15 protein-coding genes and 1 pseudogene are annotated in these 19,339 nt (G+C 64.0%); 10 read left to right on the top strand and 6 right to left on the bottom strand.

The genetic code is table 11. The features are described 5' to 3' along the window. Positions 1–289: 289 nt before the first annotated feature. The 5 genes from AB0P24_RS13620 to AB0P24_RS13640 form a co-directional block, all read right to left on the bottom strand. On the bottom strand, positions 290–1,114 hold the full coding sequence (locus AB0P24_RS13620) for a hypothetical protein (protein WP_365793426.1): 825 nt from the start codon (positions 1,112–1,114) through the stop codon (positions 290–292). A 44-nt stretch (positions 1,115–1,158) separates the two neighbouring features. Further along, the gene (locus AB0P24_RS13625) at positions 1,159–2,517 is read right to left on the bottom strand and encodes an AAA family ATPase (protein WP_365793428.1); all 1,359 of its coding nucleotides are present in this window, start codon (positions 2,515–2,517) and stop codon (positions 1,159–1,161) included. A gap of 779 nt (positions 2,518–3,296) precedes the next feature. Further along, positions 3,297–4,241, bottom strand: a complete 945-nt coding sequence (locus AB0P24_RS13630) for a restriction endonuclease (RefSeq protein ID WP_365793430.1) — start codon at positions 4,239–4,241, stop codon at positions 3,297–3,299. 200 nt (positions 4,242–4,441) lie between these two features. Further along, the gene (locus AB0P24_RS13635) at positions 4,442–4,987 is read right to left on the bottom strand and encodes a hypothetical protein (RefSeq protein WP_365793431.1); all 546 of its coding nucleotides are present in this window, start codon (positions 4,985–4,987) and stop codon (positions 4,442–4,444) included. Positions 4,988–5,901: 914 nt separating this feature from the next. Then, on the bottom strand, positions 5,902–6,708 hold the full coding sequence (locus tag AB0P24_RS13640; protein ID WP_365793433.1) for an oxidoreductase: 807 nt from the start codon (positions 6,706–6,708) through the stop codon (positions 5,902–5,904). A gap of 116 nt (positions 6,709–6,824) precedes the next feature. Between AB0P24_RS13640 and AB0P24_RS13645 the strand changes: the two genes are divergently transcribed. From AB0P24_RS13645 to AB0P24_RS13675, 7 genes and pseudogenes are all read left to right on the top strand, one after another. Next, a complete protein-coding gene (locus tag AB0P24_RS13645; RefSeq protein ID WP_362978771.1) occupies positions 6,825–7,337 on the top strand; it encodes a MarR family transcriptional regulator in 513 nt (170 codons plus the stop codon). A gap of 615 nt (positions 7,338–7,952) precedes the next feature. Then, positions 7,953–8,474 carry a restriction endonuclease gene (locus AB0P24_RS13650; protein WP_365793435.1) on the top strand — a complete coding sequence of 174 codons (522 nt, stop codon included), beginning with the start codon at positions 7,953–7,955 and terminating at the stop codon, positions 8,472–8,474. A gap of 356 nt (positions 8,475–8,830) precedes the next feature. Continuing rightward, positions 8,831–10,066, top strand: coding sequence for a hypothetical protein (locus AB0P24_RS13655; RefSeq protein ID WP_365793437.1), 1,236 nt, complete (start codon positions 8,831–8,833; stop codon positions 10,064–10,066). 448 nt (positions 10,067–10,514) lie between these two features. Continuing rightward, positions 10,515–10,939: pseudogene (locus tag AB0P24_RS13660) on the top strand (serine/threonine-protein kinase); the annotation flags it as partial. Positions 10,940–11,142: 203 nt separating this feature from the next. Next, the gene (locus tag AB0P24_RS13665) at positions 11,143–11,607 is read left to right on the top strand and encodes an amidase family protein (RefSeq protein WP_365793439.1); all 465 of its coding nucleotides are present in this window, start codon (positions 11,143–11,145) and stop codon (positions 11,605–11,607) included. Positions 11,608–11,948: 341 nt separating this feature from the next. After that, the gene (locus AB0P24_RS13670; RefSeq protein ID WP_365793441.1) at positions 11,949–12,809 is read left to right on the top strand and encodes a helix-turn-helix transcriptional regulator; all 861 of its coding nucleotides are present in this window, start codon (positions 11,949–11,951) and stop codon (positions 12,807–12,809) included. Between the two features lie 107 nt (positions 12,810–12,916). After that, positions 12,917–14,278, top strand: coding sequence for an IS701 family transposase (locus tag AB0P24_RS13675; RefSeq protein ID WP_365793443.1), 1,362 nt, complete (start codon positions 12,917–12,919; stop codon positions 14,276–14,278). A 90-nt stretch (positions 14,279–14,368) separates the two neighbouring features. Here AB0P24_RS13675 and AB0P24_RS13680 read toward each other — a convergent pair whose 3' ends face one another. Further along, positions 14,369–15,094, bottom strand: coding sequence for an SDR family oxidoreductase (locus AB0P24_RS13680; RefSeq protein ID WP_365793445.1), 726 nt, complete (start codon positions 15,092–15,094; stop codon positions 14,369–14,371). A 104-nt stretch (positions 15,095–15,198) separates the two neighbouring features. Between AB0P24_RS13680 and AB0P24_RS13685 the strand changes: the two genes are divergently transcribed. The 3 genes from AB0P24_RS13685 to AB0P24_RS13695 all read left to right on the top strand — a co-directional run bounded on the left by AB0P24_RS13685 (position 15,199) and on the right by AB0P24_RS13695 (position 19,324). Then, the gene (locus tag AB0P24_RS13685; protein WP_365793447.1) at positions 15,199–16,038 is read left to right on the top strand and encodes a LysR family transcriptional regulator; all 840 of its coding nucleotides are present in this window, start codon (positions 15,199–15,201) and stop codon (positions 16,036–16,038) included. Positions 16,039–16,254: 216 nt separating this feature from the next. Continuing rightward, on the top strand, positions 16,255–17,643 hold the full coding sequence (locus AB0P24_RS13690; protein ID WP_365793449.1) for an IS1380 family transposase: 1,389 nt from the start codon (positions 16,255–16,257) through the stop codon (positions 17,641–17,643). An 817-nt stretch (positions 17,644–18,460) separates the two neighbouring features. Next, positions 18,461–19,324 (top strand): SDR family oxidoreductase, encoded by an 864-nt coding sequence (locus AB0P24_RS13695; protein WP_365793451.1) that lies wholly within the window; start codon positions 18,461–18,463, stop codon positions 19,322–19,324. The last annotated feature ends 15 nt before the right edge of the window (positions 19,325–19,339 follow it).

The following is a 19,339-nucleotide window of genomic DNA, read 5'->3' on the forward strand; positions in this document are numbered from 1 at the left end:
CCGCATCCCCTACGACGAGAAGACCGCCTTCCCCAACACCGCTTGACTGATCAACCGCATCGGATGTCTGTCTCCGCCCCGCTCCAGCCCGGCCGACGCCCGTGCCGCGCGTTCAGCAAGCAGTCGCCCTGACGTCAGAGAAAGGGTATGTCGTGGCTGGGACGGTCGGCTACGCGGCTTAACGGAGCCACTTTGGCGCGAGCCTCGAAGATCATGGCCCCAACGTCGCGCTTTACCGGGCAGGTCCACAGACTGCCCGACGCGCCGGAAGCTTACGGGGCCATGAACACTAGCACCTCCAGATCACTTCCGTTTTTCCTTCAAACCAACCCGCCGCTTCTGAATAGATGGAGAAGTCACGGAAGCGTTCTTCGCTGAGGGAGGAGCGAGCCGTGCGCTCCACAACGTCCGCTCCAATCCTGACCTTCCAGCGAAATTTAACCAAAATCGAGAATGCCTTAGCGAGGTCATGTCCGGTGCAGTAACGAGCGGGGATGGAGATTTCACCGAGTTCACGCGTGAGGACTTCTTTCAGATCCTCTTTGGAGTGAGACCCATCCTTCGTTCTCGCCAGGCACAGATCGATTAGGGCATTCAGGTCGACCAGTAAGTCTCCCTCTTTTACTGCTTCACCTAGGGGAAATTTGCGGAGATTCAACCCCAGCCCGTCTCTCTCCGATATGTAGCGCAGTACTCCAATCGGGAAAGAAAGCGCAACGCACGTCTGCAATATATCTTGCTCCGTGCATCCCGGCACGCCAACCCGGAACCCGCTGCCAGCACAAAAGCTGCTCGCGATGCCTTCATACACCGAGTCCGCAAAGAATATACATGCGTCAAGATCATATCGATCGGTGTGCACGATTCGCGGATCTTGCAGGTCGCCCGGGATTAGCTCCAACCAATCACGGTCAAGGATCGCAAAAACACCACGAAAGTCATCTTCGATAACTCGATACATACAGGCATGTGCACTGTCTTTACCGTAGGCAGGTATCGGAAGGCATAAGTCGAGATTGGTGAAACGATCGAAGACAGCAACATCCGCAGGACCCTCCACCACGATAAAGTGACGCCTGTCGTTAGTTCGCAGCATGATTAGCTCTGCGTACAAGTCGTCACCCGTAAGCTCTGCGAGCAATTCTCCCCCCTATCTAATTACTCAGCATCTGGAGCGAGTGAGATCATCCGGTCGATCCATTTACCAGCAATTTGAGGCGAATGCGTCGCCACAATTGAGCGAAAATTGACTAGGGAGGCAATTCGACGCAGGTCGTCAATGAAGCTCTTTTGCCATGAGACGTGCAGTGAGATTTCCGGTTCGTCGATCAAAACTAGCGCGCCTGGCCGGACGTTGAAGAGGAGATCGTATAGGATCACAAGCTCATGCTGTTCACCAGAGGAGAGGGTTGCGAGTGGGAGCTCATGCTTATCCTCGTCGTCGCTGATAACCTTAAGGCCACGCCTTCTGTCAATTTCCAGATGCTTATACAGGAAGCGCTTCTTTACGATCTCAAGAAGGAGGCTTACTCGGTCCAGAATATCTTTGAAGGTGGAGAGCTTCTTGTCGCTATCTTCCAAGTATGTCCAAAGAACATTTTTCTGCCACGATGCCATACCATCAGGAATGCTAATGACTCCAGACTTCTCGCCCAGGAGAGAAATCTCTGCAAGCCTTCTTCTCAATTCATTCTGCTCAGCATACCTGGCGCGAATCTTCTGCTCGTCTGGAAACTCCGATTGCGCCCTCAAGAGTCTTTCTGGGTAAGTTCGGTCGAGCTCTTGAGAAACACGTGAGTTTTCTGCAAGCGCTTCGTCGAGTCGGCGACTTAGATCCTTGGAGAACTGCTCAACTTTGATCGCGCCTGTGTTTCTTGACGACCGCGGAGACGTTGAGGATGTTTGGAGACCCAGCAACCTCTGTGTCTCAATTAGATGGACTTCATTGCCGTCGATAAAATTCCGAAGTGGTTGCGGAATTTTTCGTTGCTGCGATGTTCGGAAAAATGAGGGCGGCAGCCTATCGCCATAAATCTCCAGCAATTCACTCGTCGTAAATACTTCTCCATGGTCGCTTTCCCAATGTTCAGGCCCTACTTGTTCAACACCAAGGTATCGCGATGCGTACTCGCGCAAGCGAACAGTATTCACTTCGTCGTTATCGAAATTCGTGTGCCACCTGACAGGGTCACTCCTGTCTGGTAGGTGTAGCTTGAGGATAACTTGCCTTGTTTTCTTCTCCAGGCCTTCGCCGAGCGGCAGTGTTTCTTGGTAGTTCCTAACTACTTCCAGTGCGCTGCCGTCCGAGTAAACCAGTTCGGCTGAGCCAAATGGGATGCGTGCAATATTGTGAACGCGCAAAGGCGACGACAAAGCTCGGATTAGCTCTAGGAGCTTTGTTTTTCCGATGCCGTTGGGGCCATGGAGAATGATAAATTCATCTTCCTTCGGAAACTCGATCTTATGATCGAATCGCCCTAGCAGGCCCTTGACTTTAATCTCAATCAATCGCCTCAAGGACGCACTCCTCGTCTGTGAAGCATGATGTCCCCTGGACCTAGGAAAGGGATTCTAGCGACTGCAGGGCGAGTTGGGAGTGTCCATCTTTGAATCCATGGCTCAGCGGCGCGCACAAGACGGGGCCAGCCACCGGATGGAGTGACACAGTAGTGCGACACTGAGGACGTGCCAGGCTCGTGCCAGATCTTGCAGGCAACCACGGGGAATGACGGAGACCAAATCGTTGGCCAGGCAAGTGCCTTACCAGCTCCGCCGCAGGTCAGACCAACAGCCGCCTGTACAAGACCTAAGCTTCCCAAGCTGAAGGCTCATGCATCGTCGTCACGGTTCGGCCGGCGCGGCTTGCGCTGGTCGACGTCATGGCAGCGTGGCTGAGGCCGGTGGGGGTGCAGCGAGGCATACGCGTGCGTGGTCGGTCGGCGCACCCGCCGTCGGGGTGGACTGTCGTCGGCTGAGGTTCGGACGGGGCGCATTGAAGGTGCTGGCCGTCAGCAGGGCGCGGCAGAACTGGGCCGTCCCTGGGCTGTCCGAGGACGCTCAACAGTGGCCGACAACGACCAACGACCACCACTAGGTGGACGATCCCGCAGTCCCTGACCAGCAGAAACCCAGCTCACCAAGATCCCCGGTAAGACCCAGGGCAAGAAGACATCTCTTGCATTACCCATTGAGACTCCACTGACCTCACGCCTCCGTACCCCCGTCGCACCGGCTCTCAATGCCATGACGGAAAGCCGCTGTTGGCGCAAGCGTCAATCCCCACCTCTCCTAATAGGTTATTCCATCCTCGAGAAGATCTCGGAGACGGGCAGATAGCAGTGACCAGTCTGGCTGGCGTGCTTCCTCTTGTGAGTCATCAGGTCGTCCAGGCGAATACGTTGGTCCAGCACCGCCATGAAGTCGCCGCCGTCCATCGTGATGAACGGCGTGCTAAGGCTGTAGATCGCCAGGGCATCGGAGGTGAAGCCGCTCATGCTGACGTACAAGCCGAGGGTGTTCTTGCCCTTGCGCTCGATGTTGGTTTTAAAGACGTCCAGCTCCCGTCGGCCGATGCGCTCCTTCCACCACTTGGCCTCAAGAACGTAGTAGTCAGTGTCGAAGGAGAACGCGCCATCGATCTGCTCGTACTCCATGATGTAGGCCGCCCGCGGCTCCAAGTCGTACAGGGCGAACAGCTCGTTGATGAAGCCCTCGAAGTCCGTCCCCCGCTGGTGCCTGTCGGTCGCCGCGTGCATCACGATGAACCGTTGCTTCAGATCGTCATGAGCTTGGGCGAAGACCCGACCGTCCTGGTCTTTCTTCGCACTCTCGGCTATGGCCGCCGCGTGCTCCTCGTGTTCCTTGATGATGTCCTGCTGCTTGCCAGTCCAGCGCCGCAGTTCCGCGACGGCCGCCGTGGCCTTGGCCACCATGACGTCACCATCGACCTGTCGTTCGAGGTTCGGAAACCGGTCCATAGCGGCGATGTCGAGCATGAGCGCCACGGTCACGTCCAGGTACCGGGTCTCATTGGCCCGCAGTAGTTTGACCAACTGGCCGGAGACTTCGCGCTTGGTGGCCTGGAAGTTGAGCTGCGGCAGGAGCTCGCTGTGGTCCTTCAGCATCCCGCGGACGTACAGCTCAAAGGGATCTTTGTTCCAGTAGATCAACCAGAGTGCGTCGGCCAGCGCGTTGTACGCGCTGGGGTTGATCGTCTTCTTGCGGGCATCAGGCTGCTGCACCTGCCCCCTCCTCCACACGCACTGTCACCGACCTATCACGGTACCGCGCGATCAGTCGATGACCAGCCTGTACGACAAGGCGTGATCCAACGGATCGTGATGACCCGTCATTCAGCCGGCACCGACGGGTCGATGACGCAAGCAGATGCGAGTGACAGAGGCGGCTTGTCCTGGCTGTCATCGAGACGGACTGACGAGCCTCAGGCCCTGAAGTGGGCCGCCACGTCGTCGAGCATGTCCAGGTAGTCGCCCGCACCAACAGTGCCCCCAGCCGCCTTGGAGCCGTGCAGCGCCGATGTCAGGACAATGCCGCGCAACTCTGCTGGCTGCCTCGGTTCCGCGTTCTGAAAGTACCAACGATTGCCGTGCGCACAGGCGTTGCGGAAGTGCCGCACGAATTGAAGCAACGGGCTTGTCCTGTCACTCAGTCCCGCGCGCTGGATGGCATCACCCAGGCGGGCTGCACCATGCATCGTGGCGAAGTTCAGCAGGTCCTCACCGAGTCCAGCACCCGCAGTTGAGCTGGCCTTGGCAAAGATGTCTGTCAGCCGCTCCGCAGAGTGCGGCGTACCGTCATTGCGGTAGATGACCAGCGGTGAGTCAGCGGTTTGCTCGTACAGGTCGCGGTAGATGGCCATGAGCGGCTGACGGGGGTCAGCTAGCGGAAGTGTGGTCAGGCTGAGACCGCAGAACCCAATCTTGAGTTCGTCAGCCAGCTGCGCGACACGTTCCGCCTCGATGCCCATGGCCCGGCATGTTAGGGCTCTCCTGCTCCCCTGCCCAGTGACCACTTGGCGACCCCGACCACCCGTGCTACCTGGACCTGTCCCGGGCTCCGGCACCCCGAACCGACCCTGCCGTCTACCGTCGCCGCACCGGCGGGGCACTTGACATCCATGGCTGACATCAACAGCGACGGACACCAGCAACGCCCGGCGGTCGTAGACGTCAGCTCAAGCCTCGCAGCAATCGAGGCACATGCGTGCGTGGTCGGTCATCGCACCCGCCGTCGTGGCTGGGTGTCCTCGACTGAGGCGCCAACGGAGCGCTTCGAAAGTGCCGGCCGTCAGCCGAGCGCGCCGAAGTAGGGCCGTCTCTGGGCCGTCCAGGGCTGCACAACAGTGACCAGTGACGACCACTAGGCGCACGAACCCACCGGCCCGCCCTCCGGGAGATCCACGGTCTGAGGCAGAGATGTGGCGATGAACGTCAGCTCGCTGCACTGGACGCCTTTGCAACGATGCTGGAGGAGTGCGCGGCCACCCCAGGCAGTTGCCTATGGTTCGCGGGTGACTGAAGCTCATGCGACGTCCGCTGTGTGAGTGTCTAACTGCGTGACAACGTCGACGGACAACGGCGGATGGCTCTGTTCACGAGTTGCGACAGCACCTGTACGCGAGTTTGGGAGGCACCCGCATCATCAGGGCATATCGAACTGTTCATGAGATTCGACAGCACCCGTTCGCGGCGAAGGGCCTCGCTCGGATCCAAATGGGGCAGGTTGACCGCCGGGGATTCCCGCGCCGAGGGCCCGGTGGGCACGAGTTGCGCCCCCCCCAGTTCCTGATCTGCGGTCAGCCGCCGACGCCAGCCGTAACCGTCTTCCGTTGCGCGGGAAGGGAATGAGCTGCTGGTGCCCAAGGAGATCTTCGACGGTTCGTCAGAGGGTGGGGAGGATGCCTCCGTCGACCGAAATGGTGATGCCGGTGAGGTAGGAGGCGCGTGGGGAAGCGAGGAAGACGATCACCTCTGCGGCTTCTTCGGGCTGTCCGGGGCGGCCGAGCGGGGTGGCGAGGCGCTGGTGGAACTCCTTGCGGATGATGTCCAGGTCGCGGCCGGTGCGTTTTGCCGCCTGCCGCAGGCTTGCTTCGACGGCGTCGGTCTCGATGACTCCAGGCATGACCGCGGTGACGCGCACGCCGTGTGGGCCGCAGGCGGTCGCGAGGCTCTTGCTGTAGGCGTTGAGGGCGGCTTTGGCGGCGGCGTACGGGGCACCGTTGGGCTGAGGGTAACGGGCGGCGTTCGATGACACGTGGACGACTGCCCCGTGGCCCTGTGCCGTCATATGCGGGACGAGGAGGCGGTCGAGGCGGACGGCGGACAGCAGGTTGGCTTCGAGGTTGGCCAGCCAGTCCTCGTCGGTCGCAGTGAGGACGCCGTCGGGTACCTGGGTGTTGCGTCCGGCGTTGTCGACGAGTACGTCGATGCCGCCCAGAAGGTCGAGCGCTGCGGCTGCCGCCTGCTCGGCCCCGTCGGAGGTGTTCAGATCGGCGGTCACCACTTGTACCCCGGTGGGGACTTCGGCTCGGTTGCGGGCGACGGCGACCACGTGCGCGCCGGCCGTGACCAGACGGCGCACCGTGGCGGCGCCGATGCCGCGGCTTCCCCCGGTGACGACGGCGCGTGTTCCGTGCAGGCCCAGATCCGCACTCGGATCGGGGAGCAGGGTCGGACGGGTGGGCGACATGGCGCTCCTCGGGTGAAGGGGGGCGGTACGGAGGCGGAAATGCTTTCGGTTCATTAATCGTGCAGGTGCATCATTAATGTAGGAACCTACACGATCACGTGAGATAAAGTGAACGGGTGACCTCGGCTACCTCCACCGCCTCCGGCCCGGCGCTGCTCGACGAGCACCGCAACAGCCCAGGCCTCATGCTCGCCCTTCTGGGGCACGAGGCCATGCGTCGTCTGAGGGATGCGCACACCGCCAATAACCTCACGCCGCGGCAGTTCCATATCCTCGGGCTGCTTCACGATCGCGGTCCGTTGGCGCAGACCGACCTGGCCGCCGAGACAGATACCGCGGCCAGCGTGCTCGTCACGCAGCTCAATCCTCTGGAGGACGAGGGACTGGTGACGCGCACGCGTGACCCTCGCGATCGGCGCCGCCACCTGGTCGTGCTGACGGAGGCGGGACAGCAGCGGCTGCAAGACGCGGCAGCCGCGCAGCAGGAGGTGGAAGACGGCCTCTTCCGCTCGCTGACCGGCACTCAACGCTCGCAGTTGGCACAACTCCTTGTCCTGGTGCGCGACGATCTGACCGACGGCAACGAGCACTGCGGCACCCCGACCTCTCTCGACAGGAAGACGTCGTAAAGCCGTGAGGGGGGCTAGGAGCCCGAAGCGTTTTCGGGCCCGGCCGACGACGGGGCCCTCTTGGTTGCTCGATTCGGCCAGGCAACTCCGCGAGACCACGAGGCCCTCGTCGCGATCGGCGGCTCACCCCCAAGAACAGCGCAGGGCACGGCGAACGCGCCCCCCGGCTCGCCCCTGCGGCTACCGACGAGGAGCCGATGTGGGTGCTGTCGCTTCTCGTGAACATCGAACACGGCCCTGCCGGGGCGCTGCCCGAAGTCACGTACATCCGCTGTCGGAACTCGTGAACAGAGCCAGGCGGACGAGCACGGACGTCGGCGGACTATCAGCACAGGTGAGGAGTACACCGGCCCCAGGCCGAGCCCTTACCCAAGTTGCTTCGGGACGAAGAGGTCCGTGTCCCATCAGCGGCGAACCGCGGAGGACATGGTGGCGCGGGCACTGCGCACCGCAACAGCCGCTCGCTGTTTCGCCTGGCGGGGACCGTACACCTACGCGGCAGGAGTACGACCCACGGTGGCTTGCGTCAATCCGCCGGCTCACACCCAGCCGACAGGGCGCAGCGCATAGTCGGAACCGGAGACCTCGAGTTGGCCTATGGACTAGCTTGCGGCCATGCCGTCGACTCCGAACCCACTGTGGCAGCGCTACGAGCAGTCAGTCCGCACCATGCTGAGCACTCTGGACCCTGCTGCCAAGGTGGTCCATAACGAGTACGTCACCGGCCGCCTAAGCGGCAAGAAGCGCCAGATAGATGTTCTGGCAACTGGGGCGGTCGTAGGTCAGGAGGTGACCGTGGCCGTCGAGTGCAAGCGCCATGGGCGACCGGTCAACATCCAACTAGTGGATCAGTTCATCGGCAAGCTCCTGGACATCGGAGCCGATCGGGGCATCCTTTACTCCTTCGGAAGGTTCACCAGCAGCGCAGTGTCACGAGCTATCGGTTCCTCCAACCCCCATGTGTCAACGATCGCACTCAAGACCCCAGAGATGACCATGCGCTACCTCGCGGCCGCTCCCGGCCTGCCAGCTGATCTCCTGTACCAGGATCCAGCCCCTCAGTGGGTGGAAGAGATGGACGAAGACGCTTTCCGTGATTTCCTTACCACCGGCCGCTGGAACAAGTTTTGGTCTTGAGGCCCCACAGCGCCATCCGCGAAGACCGGGCCGTCCTCGGGCCGTGCGAGGCCACCCGACGCCGACCGACAACGACAGAAGCCCACGGCATCTGAGCAGTTCAGAGCCACGGGCTTCGTCAGTCCCGCTGGTCAGCGAGACCCTTGATCAGTAGACCGGCCAGTCAGGCTAAACAAAGTAGCAGCGAGCCGGACCGTACGCGCAGCCCGCTGCTGGCCTTCCCGTCACCGTGTGTCGAAGGCCAGCACGAGACAGGCAGCCAGCGCGTCGCGCCCCAGGTTCCCGCCTGCGCCTCTCGGCCTCAGGTGATCGACTGAACATCCACCTCTGTCAGTGCCCGACCGTACTCTTCGGTCATGCGCAGAGGAGCGATCACACGGCAGTCCGTACTCAACACACTGGCGGAGTACGACGAGTTGGGGCGCGATACCTTCCTTGCGAAGTACGGCTACAGCAAGGCCCGTACATACGTCCTCGTGTACGAGGGCAGGGAATACGACGCGAAGGCGATCGCAGGAGTAGCGCACAAGTGGGACTACGAACGTGCGCTCCAGCCCTCCGAGTTCAGCGGCGGCAAAGCGCACGCGGTTGCATGGTTGGATCGCCTTGGTTTCCAAGTCCAAAGCAGAGCCCTCGATTTCAGTGAGCTCGAATTCACTAATTTCCTCGTGCAGCTACTCGTTAAGACCGGCCACCGGAACGTATCGCAAGACGTCCTCTTGGGACCAGGGGCGCGTGCGGACATTATCGCCGAGTCAGAGGATGACGTGTTCGTCATTGAGGTCAAACGCGTGTCACCGCAGACGAACCTTCGCATTGAAGATGTCGTAAATCAAATGAAGCATTATGGTCGTCTCGCCCGGGCAACACAGCATGGCGCCCGCAGGAAGCGCCTCGTTTTGGCAGCTCCTGGAATTTTGGCGAACAAGGGCACGGACCCACTCACAAACAGCGGGATCGAAATTTGGGATGGGCCATGGATCGCTCAGAGGTCGATGGCCGCGGGCCTGAGAGACGAGGCATCCAAGTTCCTCGCTCCAGAATACTTCGAGGAAGCTCCACAGAGTGAAGCCCTCGCCTTGGTTGATAAGCTCATGCAGATGCCTGCCGGACGAGCCACCTGGTCGGCCTACCAGCGCCTTTGCCGAGACATCGCAGAATATCTATTCTGCCCCCCTCTAAAATCCCCCGTCTGGGAGAGTTTGGACGACGCCGAGATGAACCGGCGAGACTTCATCCTCCCCAACTATGCCGACACTGGATTTTGGAAATTTATCAGAGATAAATACTTCGCAGACTACGTAGTCGCAGACGCTAAAAATTACACACGCGGGATCGAGAAGCAGGAGATCATTCAGGTCGCCAATTATCTTTCCAAGCATGGAACTGGGCTATTCGCCTTAATTATGACGCGTATAGAGCCCCAGGGGTCCGCAGTCCACGCGATTAAGAGCCAGTGGGTGCAACACGATAAGATGATCGTGGCTCTTACTGATGCCGACATTGTACAGATGCTGACCGACAGGTCTTTCGGAATCGACCCCAGTGAGGTAATTCGTCAAAAGATCGAAGATTTCCGTCTAGGGGTCTGACGTCGTTGCATGACGTAGGCGGTACGACGTCCAAATCGCCGCTACCACCTGCACAGCGCACCACGTTCTGACATCCACCGCTGACATCAACGACGCCGGACGGCGGCATACGGCAGCACCCCCCGGGCGACCGTCGGACCAGCCGTCGACGGCCCCAGGGGCGGGCGCGGATCGAACTCCTAAAGCGGGTGTCGCAGGTTCGAATCCTGCCGGGGGCACCACAAAATTGCAGGTCAGCGCACCCAAAGGCCTTCCAGGGAACCGCCCCGGAAGGCCTTTGGGTGCGGAATGGGAACGTCCTGGGAACATTGAACTGCGCATCAGTAACGTTTCGGATATTCCTTAAGAATCTAACGGAAAGCCCCCGTCTCTACGGCCAGACGAACCTGGGTGCAGATCAGGCGTCCCCTTGCTGATGTCAGAGACGGTCCTGGCGGCCACGTCGTTCAAGCCCGCCAACATCCTGGTGGCGGAGGACGGCACGGTGAAGGTCCTCGACTTCGGCATCACCGCGATGCTGCGCACCGACGCCACCAGGATCACCGCACCGGCAGCCCGGTCGGCACCAGCCAGTACATGGCACCCGAGCAGGTTCAGGGCGGACGCGTCACGCCACATAGCGACCTGTACGCGCTCGGCTGCATCCTGCTCGAACTGTGCTGCGGGCGGCCCCTGTTTAACGGGGACGGCGAATACCAGTTGATGCGGCAGCACGTCGAGGCCGCGCCCGTGCCACTGCGCTTGCTACGGGACGACGTTCCGAAAACACTGGAAAAGCTCGTCCTCCACCTACTGCGCAAGCGCCCGGAGCGCCGGCCCGCCGATGCCCAGGAGGTATACGAGCGGCTGCTGCCGTTTCTGCCCCCTCCCGGCCGGCCCCGCCGCCACCTCACCGGCCGTTCGCCGTCGGCGTCATGGAAACCGAGGGCTGGGCCGGAGCGGATCCCTCCAGCCGGGCAGCGTTCGAGGAGTTCCTCCGCCGCCTCGCCACCACAGGTGTTCCAGTCGTCCGACGGGACGGCCACCCCGGTGTCGAACGGTTCGAGTAGCAACTTATCGGCGCCCGTGACCTGACGATGGCCATCACCGCAAGGGAGAACCACTGGGCGCTGCGTAACCTGCTGGCTCACTGTCCCGACGGTGTCAGCGCCCGGGGCAAGGGCGTCCTCAAAATTGCCGAAGCACTCGGTGTGGACGGGTACACGGACCTGCTGCGGCACCGTGCGCAGATACGTGACGAGCATGCCGAACTCAGCAGGGACCTGGATGTCCTCGTATCCCTTTCCTCCCCCGGGCCGGCGCCGCTGTGGGCCGGCGACTCGCCCGGCGAACCCCTGGCCCCGTGGCCCACCGGGGACCCGGTGTTCAACGCCCCGGGATCTCTGCGGGGTGCCCCAGTGGTCAACGTCCCCCTGCTGACCGTGAGTGGTATGCCGGTGGGTGTTCGGGTCCTCGGCCGTCCCGGAGGCGACGCCCGGGTGACCGCTGGCGCCCGCTGGATCGCTGACACTGTGAAGACGGTTAGTGACGTTATGCCATAAACTCCTGCAGCCGACGGTCTCGGTGCACGTTCAGGATGCCCCTGTGTTGCATCAAGCCCTGCGCTCGCTCTGTCTGAAGATCCGCGACCACGCATCGTTCGCGCCCACGCTGGTCTTGGTCACTGCCGCAGTGGACATCCGGGACGGAGTGGTGTGGGAGTACCAGATCGCGCTCGGCGGTGGCACCGAGGCCAGCAGGAGTTCATCGACGGCCACTGCACTGGCACCGGTTTCTGAGAGGAACCCCGGTCTATGAGCTGCTGGCGTGGTCCGGGGAGGCAGGTACTCGCAGTACCACCCAGCGCCCGTCACAGCCTGCGCCGTTGCTTCACACTGGACGCATGGACCGTAGCAGCGAGATGGCCGACTTCCTGCGTTCGCGCCGTGCTCGGATCTCACCCGACCAGGCAGGGCTCGGGAATGACGGCCGCATCCGCCGGGTGCCCGGGCTACGCCGCGATGAGGTCGCTCGCCTGGCCGGAATGAGCACCGAATACTACACCCGCCTCGAGCAGGGCCGCGCCGGAACCCCATCCCCCGAAGTGGTCGAAGCGCTTGCACGCGCCCTGCGATTCGACGCCGCCGAGCGCGAACACTTCACCGACCTGCTCGCACGCCCCACACCCACCCGCCGCACCCCGGCCGGTCCACAACGCGTTCGCCCAGGCCTGTACCTCCTGCTCCAGACCCTGGGGCACGTCCCCGCCTTCATCATCGGCCGACGCACCGACATCCTCGCTGCCAACCGCCTGGCCTGCGAAGTCCTCACCGACTTCGACGCCCTCCCTGCCACACAGCGCAACCTCGCCCGCTTCTATCTCCTGGATCCCGAGGCAAGAGACCGCGTCCGCGACTGGGAACAGATCGCCAGCGAAACCGTCGCCATGCTCCGCCTCGAAGCCGGTCGCCACCCACACGACCGGAGGCTCGCCGACTTCGTCGGTGAACTCACCCTGCGCTCCCCCGAATTCACCACCTGGTGGAACGACCACCGCGTCCTGCGACGCACCCACGGCACCAAGCACTACCACCACCCCGTAGTGGGCGACCTCCACTTCGCCTACGAATGCCTCCAAGCACCCGGCGACACCGACCAGACCCTCTGCGTCTACAACCCCCAACCCGAAACTTCCACTGCCGAAGCACTGCAATTGCTGAGCAGTTGGACCGCCCCCCAAGCTCCCACCACAAACCCAACCTGAGGTGGGCGGGGTCTATCAGGAATTAGTACGGCAGTCGGACTTCGTCGGCTGACGTGGGGTCAGTGCCGTTGATCTGCGAGTGCGGGCCGCTCCGTGATCATCATGGTGTGACGCAATTCGATCAAGGAACGGCCTGCTCGGCCACCATAGCGGGAGGGTTCGAGGCGCGCTTCGCGGAGCTCGCCGACCTGCTCGCGGCTGTCTTCTCCCGGCGTGACCTGCGGTCGAACGCGATGGCGTATGTACGGGCGCTGTTGATGCCGGGGGTGTCCGGGAACTGCTGGGCGCTGGCGCAGGCGGTGGGACACGAGCGCCCCTACCGGCTCCAGCATCTGCTCTCGGGCGCGGTGTGGGATGAGGACGCGGTGCGCGATGCGGTGCGTGCCTACGTCGCCCGCCACCTGGGCGAGGGCGGGGTGCTGATCTTCGATGAGACCGGTGATTTAAAGAAGGGGCAGGCCACTGCGGGCGTCGGCCGACAGTACACCGGCACCGCGGGCCGGATCGAGAACGCGATCGTCGCGGTCTACGCCAGCTACGCCACGGTGCACGGGCACGCGCTGATCGACCGGGAGTTGTACGTGCAGCGCGAGTGGTTTGCCGACCCCGACCGGATGCGCCGGGCCGGGTTCGAGGCCGGGCATGCCTTCGCGACCAAGGGCCAGATCGCTCGGGACCAGGCCCGGCGGGCGCTGGATGCCGGGCTCGACCCGGCCTGGGCCACCGGCGACGAGGTCTACGGGCGCAGCACCGAGCTGCGGGAGCTGTTCGAGCAGCGCGGCATCGGCTACGTCTTCGCGATCGGCCGCGACTTTCAGCTGACCACCTCCGGGCGCGTGAAGATACGCGCCGACCAGGCGATTGGACTGGTCGAGCCGCGCGGCTGGAACCGTCGCTCGTGCGGGAACGGGTCCAAGGGCCGGCGCCTGTACGACTGGGCGTGGATCGCCACCGCCTGCCCGCGCCACCACCTGCTGATTCGCCGGAACATCAGCGACCCGAGCGAACTGGCCTTCTACATCGCCTACGTCCCGGACCGCTACGTCTGCTCCCTGACCGACCTGATCAAGGTCGCAGGCAGCAGATGGGCGATCGAGGAAGACTTCCAGGACGCCAAGCAGGCCGTCGGCCTCGACGGGACCCAGGTACGTGGCTACCGAGCCTGGAAACGGCACACCGCTCTCGCCCTGGCCGCCTACGCGCTGCTGGCCGTCGCATCAGCACTGGCCAAAGCCGCTCATCCTCTACCCGTCCTGCCCGACGACCCCGACCGGCAGGCACCCGCCGACTGCGGTATGACCGCGCTGACCGTCCCCGAGATCCAGCGCCTACTGGCCACGGCCAGCGCTCAGCGAATACCGGCGATCCAGGACATTGAATTCCATCTGGCCTGGTCCAACTGGCGCCGACGCCACCAAGCTCGAGCCCGCTGGCACCACTACCGCACACGCCTCGCGCTCACGGCATGACGACACCTATCAGCCCACGAAATCCGACTGCCGTCCTTCCCTCCTGGGCCGGACGCGTCATCAGCGCAGTTGCGGGCGCGGATGTGACCGTCACCAGGGCACGACTCCGTTGTCGTCGAAGAGTTGGCCGGTGGGGCCGCCGTCGGGAAGGGTCGCCAAGTGGATGGCGATCGCCGCGCCCTGCTCAGGGGTTTGAGTGCCGCTGAACCCGTTGAGGTCGGTGGCCACGTAGCCGGGGCAGGCGTTGTTGATCAGGATGCCGGTGCCACTCAGTTCCTTGGCGTACTGGATGGTGACGGCGTTGAGGTAGGTCTTGGTCGGCGCATAGCCTCCGCTGATCCCTCCGAGGTCGACTTCGGGGATGGTCTGCAGGGTGAGGGAGCCGACGTGGCTGGACTGGTTGACGATACGCGGGTGGGCCGAGCGGCGCAGCAGCGGGAGCATCGCGTTGGTGACCCGGATGACGCCGATGACGTTGGTCTCCACCAGCCGCCGCACGGTCGCCGGATCGAGCGTCGAGGGCGCTTCCGGCCAGCCGCCCGCGATGCCCGCGTTGTTGACCAGCACGTCGAGGCGTCCAGTTCGCTCCTCGATCAGCCGCGCGGCGGCGTCCACGCTTGCATCGTCGGTCACGTCCAGGGGCACCGCGAAGGCGTCGGTGCCCGCCGCACGCAGTTTCGCCACGGCTTCGGCCATGCGCTCACCGTCTCGCGCGCCGACACCGATGCTCCAGCCCAATGCGCCAAGCCCGGCGGCGATCTCGTAACCGATTCCCTTGTTCGCGCCGGTGACCAGCGCGATTGTCTTCTCGCTCATGACAGCGAGTCTGGCCGCGCTTCGGCCGGAGACCAATCGCCATCTCGGTAACACAGCAATACCCTCGCGGTATCGATCCGCGTTCGCCGGGCTACTGTGGACGGATGGAGACACGCGAGCTGCGGTACTTCGTCGCCCTCGCCGAGGAACTGCACTTCGGCAGGGCCGCCGAGCGGCTGGAGATGGCCCAGCCGCCGCTCTCGCGAGCCCTCGCGCGCCTCGAACGGCGACTCGGGGTCACCCTGTTGGAGCGCACCAGCCGCAAGGTAACCCTCACCGAGGCCGGAGCCGTGCTGCTGGACGAGGCCCGCACCATCCTCGGCGCCCTGGCCGCAGCCGAGCGCCGGACCCGGCAGGCCGCCCAACCGCGCCCGCGCGTCGTGCTCGCCGTGAAATCCGGCGCCGCCGACGAGTTCCTGGCCAAACTCCTCGACGCCTACCGCGCGGAGCAGGGCGCGGCCGCCGTCGAACTGCTGCTCTGCGAGGCACATCAGCATCAGAACCTGCTGCAGAGCGGGCAGGCCGACGTGGCGCTGCTGCACCTGCCCTTCGATTCGACGGCCGGACTCGACACCGAAGCGCTCTACACCGAAAGCCAGGTCGCGCTCCTGCCCACCGCCCACCCACTCGCCCACCGGACCCAGATCCGGATGGCCGAGGTCACCGCGCTACTGGACCTGCCGATGGCCCGATGGCCCCGTCCCGACGGCGGCTACCCGGAGGGACCGGGGGCCGAGGTACGGAACCTGACACAACTCTTCCAACTGATCGCCCTCGGACGGGCCACCGTGACCGTACCCGAATCGGTCGCCACCGACTTGCGCCGGGACCTTGCCGCCGTGCCCGTCGCGGACGCTCCTCCCGTGACGACGGTGATCGCCTGGCCGCCTCAGAGCCGACTGCGTGCAGCCGCCGACCTGATCCGCGTCGCAACCCGTCTGTGACAGGTCCGTCGAACAGCGCTACAACCCAGCCCACGAAAGGCAACGGGCCAACTACCCTTGAACCCCGGCTCTTCAGCGGAATTGGTCGATCTGCCTCCCTGACAGCAGAAAGGTGCCGCCGACCTGCAAGGATGCGAGTGTCTAGATCGAATCCGGCGCAGGAGTCAGGGCACCTTTCTGGTGAGCGGGCGTACAGGGTGGGACCGCGGTCTGTCTGTGACGGCCGATGGGAAAGGGCTGGTCGGGCATGCAGGGGTGGTGCTGCTGCACAAGCTCGCCGACCGCGTCGGCCTGACCGACGCGCTGGCGGGAGTGCTGCCGTCGGGCACGACCTCGTCGTGGCGGGACCGGGCCACCGCGCTCGTCGGCCTCGTCGTCGCGATCGCGCTCGGCGCCACGAATCTGCTGGAGGCCGAGCAGCTCCAGCTCCACCACGGCTCCCTGTTCGGACCGGCAGTGTCGGACTCCACGCTGCACCGGCTGCTGTCCACGACGGACGAGACGCGGCGCGCACAGATCGCGAAGGTACGACAGCGGGTGCGTCGCCATGTCTGGGCGCTGCTGCACCTGCGGCCCGGCGGCTTCCCGTATCTGACCGTCGCGGGGCGGCATCTGAAGGGCTGGATCGTGCTCGACATGGACGCCACGGTCATCACCGCGGCCTCCAGGAAACAGGGCGCCGCCGGCACGTTCAAGGGCACCTTCGGCTTTCACCCGCTGGCCGCGTGGCTGGCCAACACCGACGAGTGCCTGGCGATGGAGCTGAGGGAGGGCAACGCCGGCGCGAACACCGTCGCCGATCACCTGCGGGTGCTGGATGCCGCACTCGCGCAGATACCCCACTCCTCGCAGGTCAAGATCCTGGTGCGGGTCGACGGCGCCGGTGCCACGCACGGCCTGCTCGAGCGCCTCCAGGCGCTGAACACCACGCGGCGCACGGTCCGCTACACCGTCGGCTGGACAATCACGCCCGAGGACGAACGCGCCATCGCCCGTCTCCCCGAAGCCGCCTGGGAAACCTCCCTGCGACAGGACGGCGAGGTCCAGGAGGGCTACTTCGTCGCCGAGCTGACCGGGCTGAACACGCGTGAGGGCTGGCCCAAGGGCATGCGGCTGATCGTCCGCCGCGTCAAGCCCTCCCGCCGGCACCTGGGAAAGCTGACCGCGTTCGAGCAGAACACCGGCTGGCGCTACTCGATCACCGCAACGAACATCCGGCACATGGGCCACATCGCCGGCACCCACCAAGTGCAGTTCCTCGACGTCCTCCACCGCGATCACGCCGAGGTCGAAGACCGCGTGCGCACCAACAAGGCGATGGGACTGGCGAACCTGCCGTCCAAGTCCTGGGAAACGAAAGCGAGCTGGATGCTCACCGCGAACCTCGCCGCAGATCTCGACGCCTGGCTGCGGCTGCTGACCCTCCACGACCACGCGGACCTCGCCGATGCCGAGCCGGACACGATGCGCTTCCGCCTCTGCCACCTGCCCGCCCGCCTCGCCCACCACGCACGCCGCCACCTGCGCATCGAACGGACCTGGCCCTGGGCGACGGCGTTCACGACCAGCTGGAAGCGGATCAACAACCTGACCGCCGCCACCTGACGACCAGCCTCCGCCCCAACACACACCGAGAGGAGGAAGGCCAGCAGTCTCCGGGCCCGTAGAACCCGGCGCACCCCGCAGCGACACGCGACGGCCCACCCTCACACAGCGAGGGACATTACGGGCGAACCGCCGGGCCACTCAACGACCAAACCCCACCGAAGAATCGAGGCTACATGCACGTCCCTTTCCGCAGCCATTCCTGGTGCAGGGCACCGCGGGCGGCGACAGTTACGCCGACGAGATAGGCGTAGTCCCCTTGGGGCAGGGCGGCATGGCCTCTGCTCGCGCGGACGATCTCAGTGCGTGCCAGGGGAGTCGTCGGTCCGATTGGGTGGGTCGAGTCGGGGGCCCAGTGGCGCCCGACATCACCAGGCGCATGAAATCCGGGCGGAGTTGAGCAGCGCCGGGTGGTGATCGAGCTTTCGGGGCCGAGGCCTGTCGACCAGTCTGCACATCGGCCAGGTCGTGCTTACGTGCGTGGCGCTACGCCTGCCATGCGCGACCTCCTCACGGCGCAGTCCGGGGTCGGTCGCACGCGGCCGTCCGGGGGAGACCAACACGCCAGGGGACGACCTGAGTACGGGCTCTTCTCAGAAGGTCAGCGAATTCTCGTTGAGAGTCACACAGGCCAGTGTCAACGATGCTCAACGCTCAAAGCTGGCCCTATCCGTACTAGGTTCCTCCATACACGGTTTTGTAGGGCACGGTATTCGTCTCCGCGTGCCCGAATCACGGGCCAGTCTGGATACGTGCCCGGCAGGCATTTCCTGGCGGCCACGCATTCCAATCCGCTGACCGTGCAAGGAAAACGATCATGACTTTTCCCACTGACCGATCTGCCATCTGGTTCGTGACCGGTACCTCTCGTGGCCTGGGGCTGCACCTGGTCCGGCAACTGCTGGAGCGTGGCGACAGTGTCGCGGCGACGACGCGTTCGTCCGAACGGCTGCTCGCGGCGCTCGGTGAGGGGGTCGACACCTCGCGTCTTCTGCCGCTGACGGTGGATCTGCGTGATGAGGCGCAGGTGCAGCGGGCAGTGGTGAGGACCACCGAGCGTTTCGGTGGTCTGGATGTCGTGGTGAACAACGCGGGCTACGGCTTTTTGGCCGCGGTGGAGGAGACCACCGACCGTGATGTGCGGAACATGCTGGATGTGCAGGTCGCAGGAGTGTGGAACGTGCTTCGTGCCACACTGCCCATCCTGCGTGAGCAGCGCAGCGGGCATGTGGTGAACGTGTCGTCGGTTCTGGGGCTGGTCTCAGTCCCGGGCTGGGCGCTGTACTGCGCAGGCAAGTACGCGTTGGAGGGCCTGAGTGAGGCCCTGGCCGCCGAGGTGGCGGACTTCGGGGTCAATGTGACCATCGTCGAGCCGGGCTACTTCCGTACCGACTTCCTCACCCGGGACTCCCTCGTGCTGCCGGCCGCCACCACGGAGCACTACCCAAGCATCCGGGAGATGGTCGACAGCCACCTGAAGCTGCAGGGCAGCCAGCCCGGCGACCCGGTCAAGGGTGCTGCGGCGATCATCGACCGGGTCGTGGCCGGCGAGGGTCCGCTGCGTCAGGTCCTCGGCTCGGACTCCCACGCCTATGCCACCTCCAAGGTGCGGGCGTTGCAGGCGAACCTGGACGCGACCGTGCAGTCCGCGCCCGCCACCGACTTTCCTGCCACCGCCTGACCACCCGCGCAGCTT

Origin of the sequence: Streptomyces sp. NPDC086519, assembly GCF_040686075.1 — a bacterium.
GTDB lineage: Bacteria > Actinomycetota > Actinomycetes > Streptomycetales > Streptomycetaceae > Streptomyces > Streptomyces shenzhenensis.

What these genes read in the sequence shown, in the direction of transcription:
- AB0P24_RS13680 (WP_365793445.1), bottom strand. Translation starts at nt 15,094, where the DNA reads ATGAGCGAGAAGACAATCGCGCTGGTCACCGGCGCGAACAAGGGAATC.
- AB0P24_RS13685 (WP_365793447.1), top strand. Translation starts at nt 15,199, where the DNA reads ATGGAGACACGCGAGCTGCGGTACTTCGTCGCCCTCGCCGAGGAACTG.
- AB0P24_RS13640 (WP_365793433.1), bottom strand. Translation starts at nt 6,708, where the DNA reads ATGTCGCCCACCCGTCCGACCCTGCTCCCCGATCCGAGTGCGGATCTG.
- AB0P24_RS13650 (WP_365793435.1), top strand. Translation starts at nt 7,953, where the DNA reads ATGCCGTCGACTCCGAACCCACTGTGGCAGCGCTACGAGCAGTCAGTC.
- AB0P24_RS13635 (WP_365793431.1), bottom strand. Translation starts at nt 4,987, where the DNA reads ATGGGCATCGAGGCGGAACGTGTCGCGCAGCTGGCTGACGAACTCAAG.
- AB0P24_RS13695 (WP_365793451.1), top strand. Translation starts at nt 18,461, where the DNA reads ATGACTTTTCCCACTGACCGATCTGCCATCTGGTTCGTGACCGGTACC.
- AB0P24_RS13655 (WP_365793437.1), top strand. Translation starts at nt 8,831, where the DNA reads ATGCGCAGAGGAGCGATCACACGGCAGTCCGTACTCAACACACTGGCG.
- AB0P24_RS13670 (WP_365793441.1), top strand. Translation starts at nt 11,949, where the DNA reads ATGGACCGTAGCAGCGAGATGGCCGACTTCCTGCGTTCGCGCCGTGCT.
- AB0P24_RS13665 (WP_365793439.1), top strand. Translation starts at nt 11,143, where the DNA reads ATGGCCATCACCGCAAGGGAGAACCACTGGGCGCTGCGTAACCTGCTG.